Consider the following 20,446-nt stretch of genomic DNA (forward strand, 5'->3'; position numbering starts at 1 on the left):
ACCCCCGGTGTCCTCGGCGCTACAGATGACTATGAACTACCGCCTCGATCCGACAGTCTGGTTCCGGGGCGGCCTGCATGACATCGAGGTGGATCAGGGATGCGAAGCTCCAGAGGATTTGACCACAGGTTCGGCCGCTTGTGCGTCGCCATCGCGCTCGCCGCGATGGTCGGCCTGCCGCTGCAGCATGCTCGGGCGGCGGAAGCGCTTTCGATCGGCAATCCGGATGGCGGTGCCGTGCGTGGGCTCGTGATCGGCATTGATGATTATCAACACGTCCGCAAGCTGAAGGGGGCGGTCGCCGACGCCGCCGATATCGTCTCCAGCCTAAAGACGATGGGGGTTGGCGACATCGTCGAGCTGACCAATGCTCAAGCGGACAGGGCGAGCGTGCTGCGCGAAATCAGCGCGATGGTGGAGCGGACAAGGAACAACGATCTCGTCTTTCTGTCGATCGCTGGTCACGGCACGCAGGAGCCGGAGCGCATCAAGGGCTCGGAGCCGGACGGCATGGAGAACGTGTTCCTGCTGCCAGGCTTCGAAACCACGCCGACTGGATCGGTCGAACGTATTCTGGGGAGCGAGTTCAACCACTTCATCCGGCAGTTCGAACTGCGCGGTGCGAAGGTGATTTTCGTCGCGGACACCTGCCACGGCGGCGGAATGGTGCGCGATATCGATCCACGGGCTGAGGAGATGAGCTTTCGCCAGGTGCCTCGCTACACGCTGCTGGTCGATGAATTAAAACCGGTGTCGGACAGCAACGATCCGAAGTCCGAGCTCGATCTCGATCACACCGCGTTCCTGGCCGCCGTTGATCGCAATACCAAGGCCCCGGAAGTGCGAATCCCCGGGATCGATGGCCTGCGCGGGGCTCTCAGCTACGCGGTGGCGCGGGCCGTAGAGGGCAGCGCGGACATCAATCACGATGGCAAGGTGACACTCAAGGAGCTCTTCGCCAACGTTCGCCAGGTCGTCTATCAGCTTTCAGACCAGCGCCAGAACATCGTGACAATATCGTCACCCGCCCAGACGCCGGAGACGGACGTCGCGTTCGAACTGACGCGCGGGGTGGTGCTCATTCAAGGGCCGGCTCCGAGAACCGCCACTGCTCAGGCAACGGTTCCCGCCGACGGGAAGGCGCCCCCCGCACCGGTTGCCACGACGAAGACTCCGACGGTGCCAACCCTTGCCGCCGCGCCCAATTCAGCTCCCAGCAATCCAGTTCCGACCGGCACCGCGCTCGCCGGCACCGCACCGGCGCCCATCCGTCTTTCAACGCCAATCCGCCTGGCGGCGCTCGACGGCAAGATGAGCTATTTCTCGGGCGTGAGCACCAAGGATGTCACCGTGCAGGCGGTTCAGCCGATGGACAATCCCGACTTGATCTGGGACCCCGTGTCTCATGACGTGATCGCCTGGGGCGATGTGGTCGCTTACGGGATGGAGGTGGCCAATTTGCCGACGGTCGTGGATCGCACCGCGGCCATCCGCGAGCTCAAGCGAATGGCGACTCGTTCACCCCAGACGATGCGTATTTGGCCGGACGATCGACAGCAGCGCGCCGGCCAGACCATCGAAGTTGAACTGTCCGACGTCGCGGCGAGGGCGCTGTTGCTGTTCAATGTGTCAGGCGATGGAACCATCCAGATGTTGTATCCCGTGGGTACGGATGCGCCGTTGGCCAAATCGCCGAGCTTGCGGCTGCCGCTCAGGGTGGGCGAGCCTTTTGGCGCCGAGCAGATTGTCGCGGTGACCTCGCAGCAGCGCATGTCCGACCTTGAGACCGTCCTGATCCAGCTGAATCGGCGTCGTGCATCGGGGCAACTGATCAAGAGTCTCGAGCGTTACCTGCCAGCGGACGCGCGGATCGCCTCGGTCGGCTTCTTCAGTGCTCCCTGACAGTCTGACCGGGGGAGCCATGTTGCGATCGGAGCCGATCCGCCGCGAGCGAATATACCTCGCGTTGCTGCTCCTGTTGACGGGCGGGCCCGCGCACTCAGCGCCATTGCCCCCGGAATCCCCGCATGCAAGCCCGGCGATCGCTTCATCGCTTTGGCGCATCCAGGTCACGCGCGGACAGACCAGTGCGGTGCAGAGCAATTCCGCGAACGTGTCCCTCGAGATCCTGCCGGGTCCGACGGTCGAGGTCGGCGGCAAGGTATCGTTCGGCGTAACTTCCAGGAAAAAGGGCTATCTCATTCTGGTCGATGTGGATGCGGAAGGACGCATGTCCCAGATCTTTCCGACTCCCGAGTTGGTGGAGCAGTCGGACGAACGCGACATCAATCTTGTCAAGCCCGGCGTCCAGTTCATCGTGCCGACGCCGACAGCGCGGCAACGGGGCTTCGAGTATGTCGTTGCCCCCCCGACCGGCTCGGCAATCATGGTTGCGATCCTCAGCGAGCGGCGTGTGCAATTGCTCGATTTGCCGGATCTCCCGCGCAAGCTGCAGAGCCAGGCCGACGCGTTGAGCTACCTGGCGGCCTGGACCAGCGAGTTGCGTGTGCCGGACAGCGCCAACGGAAGACTGCTGTCGAACAATTGGTCGCTGGACGTCAAGTTTTATTCCATCAAGTAAGCCCGGGCCTTCGACTGGCTCAGAACTTGAAACCAAGCGTGAGCGTGCCGGATGTTTCCATCTTGCCGTCAACCGAGCAGCTGCCGTTGAGCGCGATGTTGACACGCCCGAACTTCGCGAGGTCGACGTTGACTCCGACGCGGGAGAAATCGGTTGGCGAACTCGGGATCATGAAATTCACGTTGTCGAGCGCCCAGAAGGGCAGCTTGCCCTGCAAGTCGGTTTTCCAGAGCAGTTCGACAAAAATATGCCGCAACGCGTCCGGGTCGACGATGATGGTACCTTTGCTGTCCCTGACCACAAAGCCCATCTCGTCGATGTGAAAGTTGCAGATCCGCTTCGCGACGGCACAGTGCACCGAGGTGAGATCGGGCAGGATCTTCGAATCGCCGAACCGAGCCGAAGCCTTGGGATCAATCGCCGGCCCGGTTCGCGGGTCGGTCGTCGCAACCGGTCTTTCTTCCGGAAATGTCTGCCAGATTTGCCGAAAGCCGATGCCCTCGGTTGCCAGGAACGAGGCATTGCCGGCGAAATGACCGCGGCCGGATCGTTCTCCACGAAAAAAAACACTGTTGCCGGCGGGATATTTCAGATTCGTCAGCACGTCGAGAAGCCGGTTGTGATCCTTGGCGACGAAATTGATGCCGTCGAGCACGAGCCGTCCTGCCTCCAGGTGCGAACCGATGTGCTCGTCGAGATCGACACCAAGACCCTCCACCCGCCGGTAGATATTTCTGAACACTTCGGTGTCTCTCGCCGTAACGACCCGGGCCCGTCGCAGCGCGTCGAGACGCCGCTCATCATCTTTCTCCAGAATGTAGATCCGGCACAGCCCGGGCCGGTCGATCGCAATGTCGAGATGCACGTGAGGAGCTTTTCCGGTTTGCGTGAAGCCGACGCTCTTGACGCCTGCCTTCAGCCACGGGTCATAACCCGGCATGTCGATCTGGTCAGAACCGAGCCGCGGCGCCTTGCCGGCGGCAGCGAGCAATTGCCGCCAGTTGTCGCACATGAAGTCAAAGCCAAGCGGATTCCAGTACGGCACAAGGTTGTGGATTTTATAGAAGCCGTAGAGCTGAATGCCGGCTTCGTGCAGCTTCAGCGCGACCTTGTTCATGTCCGCCCGCATCGCGGCGCGGTCCTGCCCCATGTTGCCGGCCATCGGTGCGGTGTTCGGGTCGAAGGGGCTGCCCGTCATCTGCGAAGGTCTCCTCGCGTGGCCACGGCGGAAGCTAGCAGGTGGCCGGTTGGCCGGCTAGTCCGCGATGCCGCAGCCGTTCCCGCAAAGTCTACAGCTTGCTCAACCGGCCGTAGAAACCGCTCCTGGCGATCATGTAATGAATGTCTTTCGGAAAAGGAAAAGCGTCGCGAACGTTTGAAATCGCCGTTTTGAGGAATTCACCGTGATGCGACGCGGGCTTGTGGCCGAGGGGAACTTGGTCGGCGACCTGCGGAATCATGAAGCGGTCCACGTAAGCTGGATCCAGATCATTGACCCTGACCATCTGCCCGAAGGCTGGAAATGCGTCATAGTGACCTACGCTCACATTGAGGTTCTTGAGGGCAGGGCGCGGCGATGGAGCACGATCGCCATCGGGCGTTGCTAGTCCGCGTCCGAGCAAGTCCAGCTTCACCGATTGCGAAAGCGTCGACGGACCGTAGACGACCTCGAGTGCGCAGGTGCTCTGCGCGGACAACCATTGGTACCAGAAAATCGCATCATCGGGATGTGCCATCGCGCCATAGAGGCAGTCAAATCCCCAGCAAGCCGACAGGTTGGGCTGATATTTTCCGAGGCTTCCGACCAGATTGCGCATGCCGTTCCCCCCGCCAGAATGGCAAGCGATGATGAGCTTACCGATCCGGAGTTGGGGTACGCTCTCCGAGCCAAGCTTGGTCCCGAAGCCGGGACCGGTTCCGAGAGCAGGAGCCAGCCACTTGGCAAGAGCCCCCAGTATTTCGTCGAGGTAGCGTTCGCCCCATTTGGCGGAGGCCAGATCCTTGACGCTGTAGTTGCCGGCAAAGCTGTCGCCGACGGCATATTCGTAGCCCAGAAATGGCGCGATAAGCACAACGTCCCTGCCGGAATCCCGGACCTGTTCGCGCAAGCGCGCGGGATCATTGCGGAACAGGTATTCATGATCCCTGACATAGAATCCATGCAGCCAGAGCACGACGTCGAATTTGGTGGCGCTCGTGAGGTGCTTCGGCGGGAGATAGACCGCCGTCGGCCTCATGCCGGGCGCCTGCCGTTTGGTGAAGAGGGTCACACCTGGAAAGGTGCCGATATCCTTCTGCTCCAGTTCACACGTTGTCACTCACATCGCTCCGCTTCGGGCACCTCTTCTGCGGCGCGCTAGTTGCAGACCTCGGCATTGGCATCGTTGCCGGGGCCGCCGCCGCCGCGATATTCGAGATGGCAGCCGCGGTTGACCGCGCGACAGCCGCTGTTGTTGCAGAATAGCTGTCCGCCACTCGAGCGGCGGCTGGCGCCAGCCGCAGCAGCAATGCCCGCAGCGCCACCAAAGCCGCCGGCCGCTCCGGCAGCCTCTCCGCCGGCTTGACGACGCTGCCGTGCGGGACGCTCGTCGCCGTCGTCACGCTTTGCGGTCGCAGGCTTGGCGGTCGCTGGCTTGGCGGGCTTGGCGGCGCGCTGCTTCTCGCACTCGTTGTCGTCGTTGAGGAACGAGCCCTCGGCGCAAGTGATCTTGCTGCACTGGTCGCCGTCGGCTCGGTAGCCGTGGTCGCAGATCATCGGACAGATCCGCGACGACCGGAGCTTGATCGCATCGAGCGCATCGACGCTGGCGAGCTTGGTGTCGAATTTGGTCCCCGCTTGGCGATTGAAGAGCTTCAGCGATCGCTGGGAAGCCGCATTCCATTCGCCATCGACGGCACCCGTGAAGCACCCGACGCGGCTCAATTCGCTCTGTAACGACTTGGCCAGTTCGGCTTGAGGGACATCGGTCCTAGCGAGATCGACTTGGTGCGGCCCGTCGCTCAAGGCAGCGATCGCGTCGCTCTGGACGGACTTAGCCGCCGGAGGCGAACCAACTGCGGCGGAATTCTTGGTCGCGGACCTCGGGCTGAGTGCAGCGATGATCGATGCCTCGGAGGCGGCCCGCTTCCGCTCGGCATCAGTCGCTTGCTGCTGGGCCACCTGCTTTGTCGTTTCGGCGGCAATGCGGGCGTTCTCCGCGGCCTTCAAGTCTGCGGCCGCCCTTTCCTGGTCGGTGCTCTGGGCGCCTTCGGAAGCCAGCCGAACGCGCTGCTGTTCGGCCTGGCGCGCTTTCTCGGTTGCCTCAATCCGTGCGTCCTCCGCCTCGATCTGGTTGAGCTGAAGCTTTGCCAGACTGGCGTAATATCCTTCGGGATGCTGGCTCAGGAATACGCCCAAGGCGGCCTTGTTGTTGAGTTGCAACGCCAGTTCGTAGTCACGGCGGACCTCGGACTGGGGATTCTGCGCCGCGGGCTTCGGTTCCTCTTTCTTGGCGCTAGGCACGAGAGCAACGTCCTCGCCTCCCAACGAGCCGTAGACGTAGGGCTCCTGCCGGTTTCCTGTGGCTTGCAGGACATCGTCGCGGACAAAGCCGAAGACCCTGCGCAGATCGAGGCCGGGCTTTGCGATGTATTTGACCAGAGCCGCCGCGTACGGGCTGTTCTTGCTATTGCCGTCGAGCGCCGTCAATCCGGCCTTTGCGGCGAAGGCGATCAGCGTATTGGACACGGTGGGCTCGACCCTCGCAAGCCCGCGACTGATCGATCGTGAGGCGACAGTTCGCTTCATGGTGTCGGCAAAAGGATTGTTGCGGCAAGCATCGACGATCACGACCCGTAGCTGCTTCGCAGGCTCGATCGCCAGCAGCACACGGTCCAGCGAGAAAGCCTCGTCATAAATGTCCGTATCGCGTTCAAGCCTTGCATCGGTCGGGATCAGATAGTTTGTGCCATCGATCTCGATCCCATGGCCTGCGTAGTAGACGAGAGCAATGTCGGCGTCGCGTGCTTGATCAGCAAAATCCCTCAGGGCTCGCTTCATGTCCGTCGCGGTGAGATTGAGCCTCGAGTCGACTACGTCAAACCCTGCGCCTTTCAACGTCGCTGCGATGGCGGCGGCGTCGTTGGCCGGGTTGGGAAGCAGGGGTGCGTTTTGATAGGTGGAATTGCCGACCACCAAGGCCACACGCTTCGTCGCGGAAGCCGGCTCAGCAGTCAGGACCAGCAAGGCGCCGAGGACAAGGGCGAATAATCTGATTTGCGTACAGAAGCTCATGGCGCAACGTCCAGTATCAGCCGAGTGGGGAGCGTCAACGGAGGTGGCCGCGCAGAATGCTTAAAAATGAGCTCTCGGCGGCCGCTTGTCTCCGTTTAGGAGTAGTCTCGAGCCCGATCCATTCCTAAATTTGTCGCGCATTTCAGTGAATGCGTTCAAAGGCCTGAGACGATTGTCGTGCCGGGCACGTTGGGCACGGTTGGCGCGTATAGGGGGCGTGCTGTAATTTAACGTGCTGATATTTAACGACTTTTTGGTCTTGTGCGATGGCTTCGTTGAAGCGTACAAGGGGCTAGGCTTGCCTAGAATCGGCGTTCCGCTGGCGGCACATCAAGCGGAAGTGAAATCCGGTGTTAGACCTGCGGATCGATAGCTTTAGCGAAAGCTCTTGGCCAGCTTTGGCCCCTGAAATATTTGGCAGCCTTGCGCATGTCCGTTCCGCTGAGAGTTTATATCACGCCGTTTGCCGATAGAGGCGTTCTCGAGCCTGCGCAATGGGATTGCGACACCGCCAAGAAGGCGGTTGATGTCGTCAATACGATCTGGTCGAAGGCCAAGATCGCATTCGTGATCAGTGATTCCGTGATGGAAAGGCCGCTGGACATGGCAAAGAGCCGGCGCAGCAGCGACGAGGTCCTGCTGGGTGTTCTGGCGTCCCGGCATGACCCCGACAATGCGGTCCACATCTACCTCGTCAATTCTATTCCAAATCTGAACGCCGGCGGGGGCTCGTTTCCGAACGGCGCTCCCGAGCCGACGAGCTTCGTCCAGTGGTATGGCAATGACCACGCCAATGGACGCGCCTGGGCACACGAGCTTGGGCATCTGATGGAGCTCGATCATGTCGAGATCGATTATTCCAACGAGAAGCAGGCGGCGCAGCGCGTCAAGAACCTCATGGTGCCTGGGTTGAGTGCAGGCAGCGATTTGACCAGCCAGCAGATCGGCACGGAAGGGGTCAAAGCTTGTCAAGAGATTTGGCGGCTAACCCGCGTCCGAAGCTCCACCATGCGATTGATCCGCGCAGCGTCATCGCTGTCTAAATTAGATAAGCGGGCAGCCGCATTCGGAAAACGGGCTTGGTTTCTGTTCAAACACATGATCGAGAGCGCGCCAAAGGCCACCCGGATCACCGACGTTGCGGTGAGCACCTATCTCTGCCGACCTCCGAAATTGTGACCGGAACCGGGCGGCTCGCCGCGCAACGCGCTCCGGTGTCTAGTCTGAGCCACCCCTGCCCAGCGTAACCCGCTTTCGAAATTTCACCCGAGGCTTCAGATAGTTCTCCGGCTGCAGCGCACCTCGCACCCGCAGCCGCCATCTACTATGCATGGGGTTGTTTTCGACCTTTGTCGTTCGGCCGCGGATTGCGCATTCGCCGGAGCGCCGAATCGCATCGCGATCGCAGCCGCGAGCCTGGAGATCCGCGCCGGGTCCATTGAACGCCGTCGCGCTTCGCCGCGACCAAGAGGCGCATCCTGCGGTCGAAACCTCTGTTGGAGGAGCCCATGGCACCGTCCTACAAACCTGTCCCGCTCGTCGGCGCGGCATTCAGCTCAAATTCCAGGACCGGCGGCAGCGTTCCGGCCGCGTTCGACACCTTCCTCTACCAGGCGACTGGCGGCTTCAAACACGTCAAGCTCACGATTAAGCTCAAGATCAGCCTCAAACAGGCGAGGGGATTTCTGCCGGTCCAGCTGGACGCCGACAACAAGCCGTTCCTCACGACGCCGTGGACCGACGCCCAGTGGTCTGCGTTCGTCAACAGCGCGTCGACGCAGGTCAACCTATGGAATAACAGGTTCTGGCTCGTTCCGCCGCCCGCCTTTTCGGGGCTCGACGAGGTCTACCAAAAGGATCCGTTCTTCAACAAGTTTCCGAACAAGATCTTTCGGCCGAACCTGCTGTGTGCACTAGAGGTCGACTTCTCGCCCGCAAGCGGTGCCCACAGGACCATCGAGGTCACCAACCTCAACGCCGCCTTTATCACCGCAACCGGCAGGGTGCCCGATCCCGGGGTATTTCGCTCCCACGCGTTTCTTTACGACTCGTTCGACGCGACCCCATGGGCGTTCCCTCTCGGCCACGCCCCCGGCATGCCGGCAAGCCACCCCGTGATTGCTCACGAGATCGGCCATGCCATCGGGCTCGACCACATCGGTGTGCTGACGAAGGCGCCGATCTGCCAGCTCGCCGCGAATCTCAACACGGCAAATGTCGACCGGTATCTGCCCGCGGGAAGCCCGCTCGCGGGCGGCACGAACGCGCTGGTCTGCTATGGCTCAACCAACGCGGCACTCGCGGGCAACATCATGGGCGCCGGCCAGGCATTCTCGGGCGAGAACGCGAGGCCCTGGCTGTGGGCCCTTTACACGCTGCTGGACAAGCTGCTCGACAAGCCCGAGCCGATCACAGAAAAGGCCAAGTGGCGGGTGGTCATGACAGATCCAGGGCCCGGCCGCTGGATCGATAACGGCTTGGACATCATCACGTCGGATCCCGGCCCCGTGCGAGTCACCGCCAATGATGACTCGCTGATCAGGATCAGCGGCGACGTCTTGTTCGATACCGACAAATCGAACATCAAGCCGGAGGCCAACGCGGCGCTGGAGAAGGCCGCAGCGGACATCAAGGCGAGAATCGGCCCGCGCCTGAGATATGTCCTCATCAACGGGCACACCGACGCGACAGGCTCGGCAGACTACAATCAGCGCCTGTCGGAAGCGCGCGCCAAGGCGGCCGCCGATTGGTTCGTCACGCGCAAATATCTCGAGCGCGCCAAGATCCGGACGCAGGGTTTCGGCAAGACCCAGCCCCTTTCGCCGAACACGGATGAGCCGGGCCGAGCCAAGAACCGGCGGGTCGAGCTTCACATCGTGAACAGCTGACGCGCTGATGCGCGGACTGTTAATCGTAGATCGGAGTTCGAAATCGTGGAGAGAAGTCCCACTCTCTCCGCCACGTTCAATCGAGCGAATCAAAACCTTAAATGTGGGCCCGCGAACGCCGGGACGAGCCAGCGTGTGACTCGCAGGCCAACCCCTTTCCGGATAGCTCACCAGCATCTTGAGAACTGTCATCTGGAAGCGATTAACAGCGCCACATCGTGGGTGCACGGGACAGGGCATCGCGGCCGACCCGCCTGACGCCATCGAGCGAAGCCAAAGGGCGATCAGCGAACTTCGTCACTGGAACTTATCCCAAACGCCGGTAGGCCAGACACAATGCATCTTCTTTCTCGCCTGCCGGGACGAGGAAGGGAGATGTTACGTGTTCCGTGAGGCTGTCGCTGGCCCCCAGCAACCGCGAAATTTCCTCGGCCGAAACCGGGCGACTGAACAGGAAGCCTTGAAATTCATGACAGTCGAAATCCTTTAGAATAGCGTCTTGTTCCGCGGTCTCCACCCCTTTGGCAACTACGGTCAAACCCAGCGCCCGTCCGAGCGTGATGATGGCTGCGGAGATAGCGCGATCTTGAGCGCTTTCACCGATTCCGCCAACGAAGCCAAGGTCGATCTTTATCGTGTCAATCGGGAAACTTCTCACCAACGAGAGAGACGAATAGCCCGTCCCGAAGTCGTCAATAGCGAGGCGAACACCGCGACGACTGATGGCCTGCATGACCGCAGTCGCCTGCATGAAGTTCTGCATCACCATGCTTTCGGTCACCTCAAGCTGCAGCAGCTCGGGAGCTAAGCCTGTTTCACGTAGGACTGCGTCGAGAAATCCCAGCAGCTCATTGTCGGTGAACTGCTTCGGCGAGAGATTGACGGCCATAGAGAGAAGGCCGCACCTATCTCAGCGCGGCCCGCCGAATTCTCGCCGATCTCGCCCAGCAGGCGATCTCCGACCAAGGTTCGCTGCGCCGCCGCGTCCGAGTCAGCGCTGCGGTGTCCCACGGGCTTCTTTGCATTGTCCCCTTGCTTGGCGATTTCGTGCGTCGCTATCCGAACATCGTGGTCGACATCGATCTCAGCGACGCGATCGTCGACGTCGCGGCGGGGCAGGCGGATGTGGCGGTGCGCGGCGGTCCGCTGAGCGACAGCGCGCTCACTGCGCGTCGCCTCAGCGAGAACGGCCGGACCATCGTCGCCTCGCCGGACTACTTGGCGCGCTGGGGCGTACCCGAGATCCCGGAAGACCTCCACAACCACAACTGCCTGAACTTCAGTTTTCGCCGCGCAGAGCCGGTCTGGCCGTTCCGCCGGGACGGAGTCGACTTCGCCCTGAAGGTGCGAGGCGCCATCGAGGCGAACAGTGGCGAGACGCTGGGCCAGCTGGCGCTCGACGGCGTGGGCATCGCGCGGGTGGGCAATTTCAGCCTCGGAGACGCGATCGCGCAACGGCGCCTGGTCCCGCTTCTCGAACCGTTCAATCCCGGGGACAAGGAGATCTTCCAGGCCGTGTTCGTTCGGGGGAGCGAACATGCCTGCTCGCGTCCGGGTATTCGTGGCCTACCTCGTGGAGTGCATGGGCGGCAGTCGCGGACCCAGACGATCAACGCCGCACCGCCGCCGCCGAACTAGACAGACGCGCGCGGCAATCCTTCTCGAACCTGTGCGAGCCTCGGACCGGTTCAACTAGTATCGAGACGCGCTCGCTGGGCCGCAGCCCGGATGGGCGGACTGACGGCTCGACCCTGTCAGCTAGGGGGCCCTGAATGATTGAGGAGGTTACCGCCTCGACCAGTTGGGCCGGCGCGAATGGTTTGGACTGCATCACGCTGCGCGGCACTCCGTTCGCCGCCCACCTGTGAGCGCTATCTCCAGTCACGTAGAGGATTGCGCAGCAGGGATCGTGCTGCCGCGCCAGGGCGAGCTCCTGGCGCGAGATTGATGTCGGTCACCAAAGCGCGCGTCAGGAGTGTCGCGCCGAGCAGCCTGATCCCCTCCTCGCCCGATGCGGCGCTCAGGACGCCAAAGCCGCCTCGCTCAAGGTTTTCTCCAGCATCTTCCGAGGCGCCAGTATTAAGCGCGTCCTCTGGACGATTCTCACGGTCAACGGGCGCGATTACCGAAAGTGGGAACTCGCGCGCTCCGCTAAGTTGCCAGTGGTCGGGGACCGCGCGGTGGGGTGGTTGGTGGCGATACCGCGCCGCAGCAATGGCGGTGGCGAGCCATTGGCGCGCCTGTTCTAACTGCGTAGGGTGCGCATTGAAAAAGTGAGAGGTCGATCATGCCCTTGCCGCGGCCCGTGCCTTTTGTAAGCCAAGCCAATGATCCCACAGGTTGCTGGTGGGCATGTGCACGCATGCTGCGCTTATACTACGGGGGCGGCTATGCCAGTCCGCTGCAGTTGCCGGAACTCGAGAACGAAGACGGCACTCATCAACGACTGGGAGGGGACGCGTATAACAAATTTATGAGAAACGAGGGTTTAAGCTTTCTTCACAAGGACGTTCCGACTTCCACAGCGAAAGATATCGACCTAGCGCTGACCGCGCTCGGGCCAATCATGGTTAGCTGGGACGGAGGTCTACACGTATCGCTGGTCGTTGCCGTCCTCGGGGTGGACTTGTACCACCATGATCCCGCCGTTGGACCCAATCAAACGATGCCGGTGAACAGGTTCAATATTTATCGCACGGGTGGAGGCGCCTTCAAGGGTGGAATGCTGGTGCGCGACCCGCAGCTCAACCAGTGGGCTCGATACCAGAAAGAACTCGTTCTCGCATCAGACGGAGTGACAAAAAAAGATGGATGGCCGACGGGCTGGTGGCGTGTGTGGGACGGCAGCACATGGTACTATTACCTCGGCAACGACAGTATCGCGATGTCGAGTAAGACGGCGCCGTCCTCGCCCGGCCCCCCCGCCAAGCCGCACAACACTGGCAGGTGGGTTTTCACTGATCCGAGTACGCTCGCGATCACTTGGAGGCAGGCCGCCGGCACTACGAAGCCGTGCGTGGAAACGTTCTGGAACGCGTCGCGCGAGTGCGAGCGGATGAACGCGAATTCGAACCTGTACTCACCGCTTGTGGCGACACGGTTCGGGAAGTGAGGCGGTGCCGGAAGTCTGTCCCCGGTGTCAGCGATGCGCGTAAATGCAATCACAGCCGCCGCCGCGGCCATCCTTCACTCCCTCGAAAGCATGCCTTGATCTTGAAAATGCGGCCGGTACCGCGGATCATATCCGGTCGTGCGGCACCGCTGGGACCATCACCGCTGGTGACAGGGCCCGACAGCAAAAAGCCGCGCTGGTCGAGGGCGCGGCTTTTCCTCGGTCAAGCGCTTTCCACCATTCGCCGCGAAAGGGTTCGTATCGAGCAAGGGCGGCTAACGGGCGTCCCGCTTCCCCTGGCCTAAGGCCCTGCTCGTGGGCTCGTTTCGGAGTCCTTCGCCATTCCGCTCTGCTGCCTTGGTGGAATCGGACAGTCCTAATCGGTCTCGAAATCGTCCGAGATTGACGGCCGAATCGGGAGGCGCTGTGGTACACAGCGGTGGTCACAAAATTCGGCCGGGCCTCTTCGGAATCCTTGTTTTTCGGCGCTTTTAGCGTATCTGCGGCATAGCGGATGAGAGTCCCACTCTCTCCGCCAGCCAACCAAGGCCATTGCGTACTTCTACGCGGAGACAAGGCCAAAAGGCCGGCCGTTTTCCAGCCTTTTTGTCGCCAGAGAACACTTTTCCGATCAAACAGGGCGTTCAATTGGCTCGGAGAACCGAATTTTCTCCGAATCTTAGTACCCTGCGAATCGGTCTAGTACGGCATTTTTTCGGCAGACCAAGCGCTTGGAAGGAAAGCGGTTTGGATCTCTCTCGCTCAAGCAACAGCAACTGAAGACTTCTCGGCTCGCTGCGGTATCGCCGTTTCGCGGACGCCGGTAGCCGGAGACTCCGCGCCTTCTGAAAGTTTCTGTTTGCGGCAACGGATGACGGAAGCTGGCTTAGATTGGCGATTGCTGCTGAGGGGACGACGGTTGCACTGATAGGCTTCCTGACAAAACCTGATCAGTTGTTACCTCATGTAAAAGCTGACGGTCACATGCTAAACGTTCGCCGAAAATCCAAGAACGCAAGCCTTGCGTAGTAGCTCGTTATGGAGTTAATCCCCTTTAGCGTGCTAACATCTCTTTCATATACTCTTGATTGCGTTGCATCAAAGGTTTGGTTTTATGACAACGTTACAGCAGACAATTGCAAAGGCGTTCCTCGCGGACCTCGCCTCTAACAGATCCTTGGACGATGCAAAGATCGAGGCGCTGCGCAAGCTACTTACTGAAAACTCCAAGACTAAGGCTGACGATCTCGTAAAAATCTTCTCGTCCGACCACGGTGTCGTGACGTGATCAAGCAGGTACTTTAATACGCCAGGAAGCGCTGTTCAGTTGGATTAGAGCAGCCTCTCGTATGTCACGGTTTGGCTATATAAAGGAATCTTAACAACTTCAGCGCGTAATACGTTTGATTTGACGTGACGATACTAAAATCAATTTCGCGGGCCAGCCAATGAGGGCAATTTCTGCGGCCGATCTCATTACAGATTTGGACGCCACCGTCGCGAAGAGCTCATCCGAACGCTGTGCGCGCATGCTCTGGCGCGCTACCGAGCTGCTCGTTGACGGTAATAACCGATTGCAAGAGCCGCATGTCGGCCTGCTTGACGACGTCCTAATTCGTTTGGCCTGTCGAATTGCGCCGGGGACGCTGGCCGAGCTCAGCACGACGCTTGCTGAGCTGCCTATTGCTCCGATGAAAACCCTGAGGCGTCTCGCCTCGTGCGGCGATCCGGCAATCGCAGTCCCGATCCTTGTCAAATCTCCCGCCCTATCGCCGGTTGATCTCGTGGCGATCGCGACGTCCGGCAGCGAGGCTCACCTTCTCGCCATCGCGCGTCGGCGCAGGATCGAAAGCCCAGTGACTGAGGCAATATTGCAACGCGGCAGCCGCAAGACTTGTCTGGCCCTCATCGGCAATCCGGGCGCTGAATTCTCAGGCGCGGCCTATGACCACTTGATCCGTAGGGCTTTAAAGGACGACGAGATCACGAAAGCGCTGACGCTGAGGCCAGACACCCCGGACATGGTGGTTCGGGAGCTGCTGTCAACATCTCCAGGACCGGCGATTCAGGCCTCGAACGGGAGCGTGTCCTCTCAAGTATTAGCGACAGCGAAGCGACCTTCCGACACTGAGTACGCCGCCGCGATGCCGGGGATCATATCGCTCAATCGGAGCGGAAAGCTGAGCGACTCGACTGTCAATCGGTTCGCGATCCGGCGTGAGATAGCCAACCTGTTCACAGCGTTGTCGGTGCTGTCGGGTGCACCGATTGAGGCCATCGATCAGGTTATGGCAGAGTCCGGTTACGAAGGCCCGGTTATGGCGTGCCGGGCATCGCGCTTGAATTGGCAGACCACGCTGGCGGTCCTCAACACTCGCGGCGCGGGGCTTTCACCAGGCGAACGCGTGCGAGCGCAGGAGCTGTTTGAAACGCTTCATCTCTCGACTAGCCAATGGTCCGTTCGTTGGGGAGAAATCTCCGCGCGCGCCCACCGCCACACTGCAACATCGGCAGGAACACAATGAAATTCGACGGTCGCAAGGCGTCTCGGGTGCGCATGGACAACAGACAGCCCGTGAACCTGATGGGCTCCGACGGCACCTGGCGGCGAAGCTGCGTCTTGCTCGATATCTCGAACACCGGCGCCAAGATCGAAGTCGAAGGGACGCTCGATGTTCTCTCGGCCAAGGAGTTCTTCATGCTGCTGTCGTCGACGGGCCTGGCCTATCGACGCTGCGAGCTGGTCTGGATCGACGGAACCACGGCTGGCGTCCACTTTATCCAAGCAAATGGCAAGAAGGCCCCAACGACAGCGAGCGACAGGGGCGCGCACAAACCAAGTTGAGCCAAACAGTCTCATCGAAATGAGCCAATGAACTTGCACCACCGACGAGGCCCATTCAGCCCGGCACCCGACGAACGAAGGCACCAGTCATGCTCGTGCACGTATTGGCCGACACCTCCGAGAAGCTCTTCGGGCTCTGCTCGCTTTTTGGAGAACAGTTCACCGTTGCCGGCGAGCGGCTCGATGTAGAAGCAAAGCTTCCGCACGATGGTGCTGCGGTCGTCGTCCGTGTCGACCTGCGAGCGCTCGACAACATCGCCGCACTGAAAAAGAGAGCTGCGCGGTTGGCCAAAGCAAAGAAGCGGATCTTCCTCGTCGAGCAAATCTCCCACGTTTGCATCTCGCAAGCTTATGCGCTCGGCGCAACGTCGGTGTTGCCTGGGAAGATCGATGCGGCCAAGCTCCTGGCCGCTTTGGCCGATCCCGTCGGCCACGGAACTGGGCCGACGAGCGGCATCTCGCAGCCTGACAATGCGGTCGACGCCGCAGCAACCGCCATTGCATCGATGTTCACCTCGATCACCCTCGGGGAGCGGGTCGACATCGCCGGTCCCAAGGAGGCGGGCCGCAAGATCACCAACCGGATTTCCGAGCATGGGTTGACCGAATGGCTGGCCACGGTGCGGCGCCATCACGAGGGAACGTTCCAGCACTGCCTGCTCGTGACCGGCGTCGCCGTCGATTTCGGCGTCAGTCTGGGGTTCCGCAAAAGTGACCTTGAACGGCTCTCCACTGCTGCCATGTTCCACGACATAGGAAAGGCCAGGGTGCCCTTGGCTATCCTGGACAAGCCAGGGCGCCTCGACGAGGACGAGCGAGCGTTGGTCGCAACCCACCCGGCGGCGGGTTACGATGTGCTGCAAGGGCACTTGGACATCTCACCCGAAGTCCTCGATGCGGTCCGGCACCATCACGAATATCTCGATGGCAGCGGCTATCCTGATGGCCTCTGCGCCGAGAACATCACCGATATTGTGCGCGTTCTAACAATTGCGGATATCTTTGCGGCGTTGATCGAGCACCGGCCGTACAAGCCGACAATGCCCCGCGCGGCGGCTTACGAGATTCTCTGCGGCATGAGAGGAAAGCTGGACAGGGTGCTAGTCGCCTCCTTTAAGCCTGTCGCGCTTACCAGATGAATTCTGGTGGACCCTATGAAGGAATTACAACTCTCCACCGACGGTGTGATAGAACGCGGTCTCCCTTCCATGCGCTTCCGCTTCTGGCCCATTGCTGACTTCCGCCCTGAATTTTGATAAGTCCGCTAAGCACATCAACGACTTCGGCCGAATTCTTCCATAATAACTGGTATGCGAACACGTCGGCAGCAGTCCCAGCATGAAAGTCGCTACACCAATGGGTCATTGCCTTTCGGCTGCTGCAAGAACTTCGGCATGTGGTTACGCGGTTCACGATCACGCGGGGCGGGGCGTTCGGACGGGTCGCGGCCGAGCTTGGACTGCAGCTCGACGAGGTCGGTGAAGACGTCGGCCTGGCGGCGCAGCTCGTCGGCGATCATCGGCGGCTGGCTTGCGATTGTGGAAATCACGGTGACCCGCACGCCGCGGCGCTGAACGGCTTCGACCAGGGAGCGGAAGTCGCCGTCACCCGAGAACAGCACCATCTGATCGATGTGCTCGGCGAGCTCCATCGCGTTCACGGCGAGCTCGATGTCCATGTTGCCCTTGACCTTGCGGCGGCCGGAGGCGTCGATGAACTCCTTGGTCGCCTTGGTGACCACGGTGTAGCCGTTGTAGTCGAGCCAGTCGATCAGCGGCCGGATCGAGGAGTACTCCTGATCCTCGATGATCGCGGTGTAGTAGAACGCCCTAAGCAGCGTCCCGCGGCTCTGAAACTCCTTCAGCAGGCGCTTGTAATCGATGTCGAAGCCCAGAGTTTTCGCCGTCGCGTAGAGATTGGCTCCATCGATGAAGAGCACGATCTTGTTGATGGTGGAGGTCATTTTTGCTTTCGCGGAGGTACTTCATCAGGAAATGAGAGAAGGAATGCTTCGCTGAAGACTGAAGATGAAAGGCGGACAGTTGTTGTAGCATAGTTGCCATGGCTGATGCGCGCTAGGCGGTTGAAAAGGGGATTCTCGATCCTGCCTTTGTACTTCAGGTTGCAGGCGGTCATATTTGCGCTTTTGCCCGCACCGTGTTTTGCCACGTCGTCGGGCAATACTAGGGGCGCGCGGCCGCATGTAGCATCCTCTCGGATGAATGCGGAATCTCGTAATTGACCGAAGTGAGCGTGACCGGCTTGCGGCGCAATGGCTCGAAGACATTAGCGTGAATCGTTCTTACCGGTTTGGCAGTGTGATAGATGGCGTCGCCAAGCTGGAGTCATCACTTCTTCGGGACGAGGTTCGACAGCATCATCACCAACTGAGCCTGGCGGTTTGTCCCCGTCTTCATAAAAACAGACTTCAGTTGATTGCGCAGGGTCTGCTTGGAAAGTCCTCGCTCTGCCGCAAAATCTTCTAAATTCTTGCCGCTCGCAAGAGCCACTGCGAGCCGGGATTCTGCGGCCGTCAGTTCGAAAGCCTCCCGCAGAGTCATCATGCCCGCTGACTGCATCAGGTCGGTGTCGGAGATAACTAGTATTGCGTGGAATAGGGAAAGGGGAGAGTCAGTTAGACCAGTAAGCCGCATCGGGTACATGACCAGTCGGCCACCTGAAAGTTTTTGCAGAACTATGGGCGCGATAGTGGAGGCTTCGAGGCTCCAGAACAGAGCTCTAATCGCGTTCTGCAGGAGTTCATTTGATTTCGGATCTTGGCAGCGAATGCGTCCTGCCGAAATCTGCAGATCCGCTCCCATTAGTCGCTCCGCCGCCGGATTGACGCGAACCACGTGGCCCGACCGGTCAAGCAGAAGTGCCGCGCGCTCGGAGAAATCGAAGGCACTTAGTGCTGATTCCCCTTTTGCCAGGCCGAGCGCTGCGCAAGTCTGAACGACCGAATCCAAACTGTTGGACAACTCGGAAAGAGCTCGCAACTCTCTCGCGGAATAAGAACCTTGTTCTGGCGTCCTTTGTAGGCTCAAATTCCAAACTAGATCTCCCCGGCCGATCCGGACGCCTGCCCAACCGCTGAGATTACAGTTCCGAAGGAACTCTCGATAAAAAGGCGAACGCTTGCGTGCGTCTAATGGCATGCAGTCGTCGTCTGTCGCCACTCCATTGGCCAAGAAGGCGGCCTTCCCGCGGTAGCGCTCGTCGCGGCTTTGCCATCCGTCACTGACGTAAACATTTGCGCTGCGATCCATGGAAGGCGTAGCAGCAACGATAGGCAATGCTCCGACAACTGGTAACAGGACCGCGCCATACGACCCGGTGCATTCCGCGGCCGTCTGCAATGCCTCTGTCCAGAGAGAGGGATCGATCGCGGCGGCGGCCAACAGGCGGCTAAGTCGCTGCAGATCAAAGGGTTCCATCCACCATTCCGACGTCGTCGAATGTGCCGCCGCACCTCTAAAGGCGTAGCCCAATTGGGCCATGCTGCCTCAGGACATTCGCCTTATCAAGGGGTTGGGGTAGGTCGGCGAGACCGACTTCGGCAAGGCGAGAGCAAAATGACCATCATGGAAGTTGGCCACGGTCCTACAGGGGCTCGTAGCGACCGCCCTCTTGGGCAATGCGGGCCGCTCCGCTGTTCACGATTTTCGCTGAGCCCGCATTCATGAACAGCTACGAACGCAACTTCTGTCGGAATAGAACCGGTGATCTGCCAACCTTTGACATCGATGTTCAGCGCAGGGGGCGACGTTGGGGCTGGTTCATTCTCACAAGCTCGGGCGAATGCTTAGTAGAAGGCCGAGAGCGCAGTCGGGCCGAGGCGAGATATAGGGCGGCACGAGCGCTGTTTCAGCTATTGACTTCCTCGCCCTACCAGAAAGCAGTCAAAGAAGCTTTGCGCGCCGGCAGACCTAGTTAGTACACTTTCGCACGTTAGCGCGACACGAGAAAAAGCAATCCTCCATTGCTTGAAGGGTGGCCTGGCACGAGCTGCCCAGCGGAATGCACTCAGGGATCGGCTTTCGAGTGTGAGCGGGCTTCAGGTTTAGGGCAGGGCATCTTCAAGCGATACATACGACTAAGGACGGTACGCCTCGAGATCGACGCGCGGCCGCCGAGCGCGTTATCTAACGTGCATTTTCTCGACTGTCGCGTAGAGCAGCACGAAGATCGGTGAGAAGACGAAGAACCAAACCACTGACTGATCGGTTTTCGCGAATTCGCGGTTTGGGTTGCTGTCGGTCGCGTGAGGCGTTGTCGAAAGCACTCGAGCGGGCCGACCTCGTCTTGCGATGCGGAGAGTTTCGTTGGAGACGTCCCAGCTTGTCAAAATCCTCAGCCGCTACAGACGTAGTCGGCTAAGCTCTTGCCCGGGGGCTCTAATTTGGGAGGCGCCAATCCCGGTAAGGTGGCATCCGTGGGATGCGGTGCCTTTGGCTTCCGCAATGTGCTTGGGGCGCCTTCGTGGTAGGTCGATCGGTCTCCGGCCAATTTCTTCAAAAACAAAGGATACCCGAACGATCGTGCGGCCTGGGAACGCAGGCACGCTGATGCCTGTCAGCGTCGTCCGCCGGGAATATACAGGAGACCAACGCAGCAGCGCCGCCGCTTATCCGCGGCGAGAATCGGTCCGCCGCTGCGCAGGACGCGCGCGGTCGTTCATTTCTGCGCGGGAGAAATTGTGATCCGATGTATTTCCATTTTCTGGCCGATGCCCTTCAAGTTTTGG

At 60.3% G+C, this 20,446-nt stretch carries 15 protein-coding genes; 9 read left to right on the plus strand and 6 right to left on the minus strand.

Annotation, left to right across the window (positions count from 1 at the left end):
* Nucleotides 1-138: 138 nt before the first annotated feature.
* On the plus strand, nt 139-1,902 hold the full coding sequence (locus AC0L3P_RS23900) for a caspase family protein (RefSeq protein ID WP_473305540.1): 1,764 nt from the start codon (nt 139-141) through the stop codon (nt 1,900-1,902).
* Nucleotides 1,903-2,113: 211 nt separating this feature from the next.
* Nucleotides 2,114-2,581, plus strand: a complete 468-nt coding sequence (locus tag AC0L3P_RS23905; RefSeq protein WP_275170282.1) for a DUF4384 domain-containing protein — start codon at nt 2,114-2,116, stop codon at nt 2,579-2,581.
* 19 nt (nt 2,582-2,600) lie between these two features.
* On the opposite strand, the gene AC0L3P_RS23910 is transcribed toward AC0L3P_RS23905, so the two are convergent.
* From AC0L3P_RS23910 to AC0L3P_RS23920, 3 genes are all read right to left on the minus strand, one after another.
* Nucleotides 2,601-3,572, minus strand: a complete 972-nt coding sequence (locus AC0L3P_RS23910) for a hypothetical protein (protein ID WP_473305542.1) — start codon at nt 3,570-3,572, stop codon at nt 2,601-2,603.
* A gap of 298 nt (nt 3,573-3,870) precedes the next feature.
* Complete coding sequence (locus AC0L3P_RS23915; RefSeq protein WP_275170284.1) at nt 3,871-4,899, minus strand: hypothetical protein; 1,029 nt, start codon at nt 4,897-4,899, stop codon at nt 3,871-3,873.
* A 38-nt stretch (nt 4,900-4,937) separates the two neighbouring features.
* Nucleotides 4,938-6,854 (minus strand): caspase family protein, encoded by a 1,917-nt coding sequence (locus AC0L3P_RS23920; RefSeq protein ID WP_275170285.1) that lies wholly within the window; start codon nt 6,852-6,854, stop codon nt 4,938-4,940.
* A gap of 429 nt (nt 6,855-7,283) precedes the next feature.
* Here AC0L3P_RS23920 and AC0L3P_RS23925 point away from each other — a divergent pair, with 429 nt between their 5' ends.
* The gene (locus AC0L3P_RS23925) at nt 7,284-8,033 is read left to right on the plus strand and encodes a hypothetical protein (RefSeq protein WP_473305545.1); all 750 of its coding nucleotides are present in this window, start codon (nt 7,284-7,286) and stop codon (nt 8,031-8,033) included.
* Nucleotides 8,034-8,362: 329 nt separating this feature from the next.
* Nucleotides 8,363-9,742: an OmpA family protein gene (locus AC0L3P_RS23930; protein WP_275170287.1), complete on the plus strand. Its 1,380-nt coding sequence runs from the start codon at nt 8,363-8,365 to the stop codon at nt 9,740-9,742.
* A gap of 307 nt (nt 9,743-10,049) precedes the next feature.
* Here AC0L3P_RS23930 and AC0L3P_RS23935 read toward each other — a convergent pair whose 3' ends face one another.
* Complete coding sequence (locus tag AC0L3P_RS23935; RefSeq protein WP_275170288.1) at nt 10,050-10,631, minus strand: EAL domain-containing protein; 582 nt, start codon at nt 10,629-10,631, stop codon at nt 10,050-10,052.
* Nucleotides 10,632-10,744: 113 nt separating this feature from the next.
* On the opposite strand from AC0L3P_RS23935, the gene AC0L3P_RS23940 reads away from it, so the two are divergent.
* The 5 genes from AC0L3P_RS23940 to AC0L3P_RS23960 all read left to right on the plus strand — a co-directional run bounded on the left by AC0L3P_RS23940 (nt 10,745) and on the right by AC0L3P_RS23960 (nt 16,838).
* Nucleotides 10,745-11,380 carry a LysR substrate-binding domain-containing protein gene (locus tag AC0L3P_RS23940; RefSeq protein WP_473305550.1) on the plus strand — a complete coding sequence of 212 codons (636 nt, stop codon included), beginning with the start codon at nt 10,745-10,747 and terminating at the stop codon, nt 11,378-11,380.
* Nucleotides 11,381-12,029: 649 nt separating this feature from the next.
* Complete coding sequence (locus AC0L3P_RS23945; protein ID WP_275170289.1) at nt 12,030-12,854, plus strand: papain-like cysteine protease family protein; 825 nt, start codon at nt 12,030-12,032, stop codon at nt 12,852-12,854.
* 1,448 nt (nt 12,855-14,302) lie between these two features.
* The gene (locus AC0L3P_RS23950) at nt 14,303-15,379 is read left to right on the plus strand and encodes a DUF2336 domain-containing protein (RefSeq protein ID WP_275170290.1); all 1,077 of its coding nucleotides are present in this window, start codon (nt 14,303-14,305) and stop codon (nt 15,377-15,379) included.
* A complete protein-coding gene (locus AC0L3P_RS23955; protein WP_247457014.1) occupies nt 15,376-15,699 on the plus strand; it encodes a PilZ domain-containing protein in 324 nt (107 codons plus the stop codon). The genes AC0L3P_RS23950 and AC0L3P_RS23955 overlap by 4 nt, the downstream gene beginning before the upstream one ends.
* An 89-nt stretch (nt 15,700-15,788) precedes the next feature.
* Entirely contained in the window at nt 15,789-16,838 is a 1,050-nt protein-coding gene (locus AC0L3P_RS23960; protein WP_247457016.1) for an HD-GYP domain-containing protein, read from the plus strand.
* 209 nt (nt 16,839-17,047) lie between these two features.
* Here AC0L3P_RS23960 and AC0L3P_RS23965 read toward each other — a convergent pair whose 3' ends face one another.
* Together AC0L3P_RS23965 and AC0L3P_RS23970 are read right to left on the minus strand one after the other, a co-directional pair.
* Nucleotides 17,048-17,662: a LabA-like NYN domain-containing protein gene (locus AC0L3P_RS23965; RefSeq protein ID WP_275170291.1), complete on the minus strand. Its 615-nt coding sequence runs from the start codon at nt 17,660-17,662 to the stop codon at nt 17,048-17,050.
* Nucleotides 17,663-18,047: 385 nt separating this feature from the next.
* Nucleotides 18,048-19,199, minus strand: a complete 1,152-nt coding sequence (locus AC0L3P_RS23970) for a helix-turn-helix transcriptional regulator (RefSeq protein ID WP_473305558.1) — start codon at nt 19,197-19,199, stop codon at nt 18,048-18,050.
* Nucleotides 19,200-20,446 lie beyond the last annotated feature (1,247 nt).

This window comes from Bradyrhizobium sp. WSM4874, from assembly GCF_055811835.1.

What these genes read in the sequence shown, in the direction of transcription:
- AC0L3P_RS23930 (WP_275170287.1), top strand. Translation starts at nt 8,363, where the DNA reads ATGGCACCGTCCTACAAACCTGTCCCGCTCGTCGGCGCGGCATTCAGC.
- AC0L3P_RS23920 (WP_275170285.1), bottom strand. Translation starts at nt 6,854, where the DNA reads ATGAGCTTCTGTACGCAAATCAGATTATTCGCCCTTGTCCTCGGCGCC.
- AC0L3P_RS23970 (WP_473305558.1), bottom strand. Translation starts at nt 19,199, where the DNA reads ATGGCCCAATTGGGCTACGCCTTTAGAGGTGCGGCGGCACATTCGACG.
- AC0L3P_RS23950 (WP_275170290.1), top strand. Translation starts at nt 14,303, where the DNA reads ATGAGGGCAATTTCTGCGGCCGATCTCATTACAGATTTGGACGCCACC.
- AC0L3P_RS23945 (WP_275170289.1), top strand. Translation starts at nt 12,030, where the DNA reads ATGCCCTTGCCGCGGCCCGTGCCTTTTGTAAGCCAAGCCAATGATCCC.
- AC0L3P_RS23935 (WP_275170288.1), bottom strand. Translation starts at nt 10,631, where the DNA reads ATGGCCGTCAATCTCTCGCCGAAGCAGTTCACCGACAATGAGCTGCTG.
- AC0L3P_RS23965 (WP_275170291.1), bottom strand. Translation starts at nt 17,662, where the DNA reads ATGACCTCCACCATCAACAAGATCGTGCTCTTCATCGATGGAGCCAAT.
- AC0L3P_RS23955 (WP_247457014.1), top strand. Translation starts at nt 15,376, where the DNA reads ATGAAATTCGACGGTCGCAAGGCGTCTCGGGTGCGCATGGACAACAGA.
- AC0L3P_RS23960 (WP_247457016.1), top strand. Translation starts at nt 15,789, where the DNA reads ATGCTCGTGCACGTATTGGCCGACACCTCCGAGAAGCTCTTCGGGCTC.
- AC0L3P_RS23925 (WP_473305545.1), top strand. Translation starts at nt 7,284, where the DNA reads ATGTCCGTTCCGCTGAGAGTTTATATCACGCCGTTTGCCGATAGAGGC.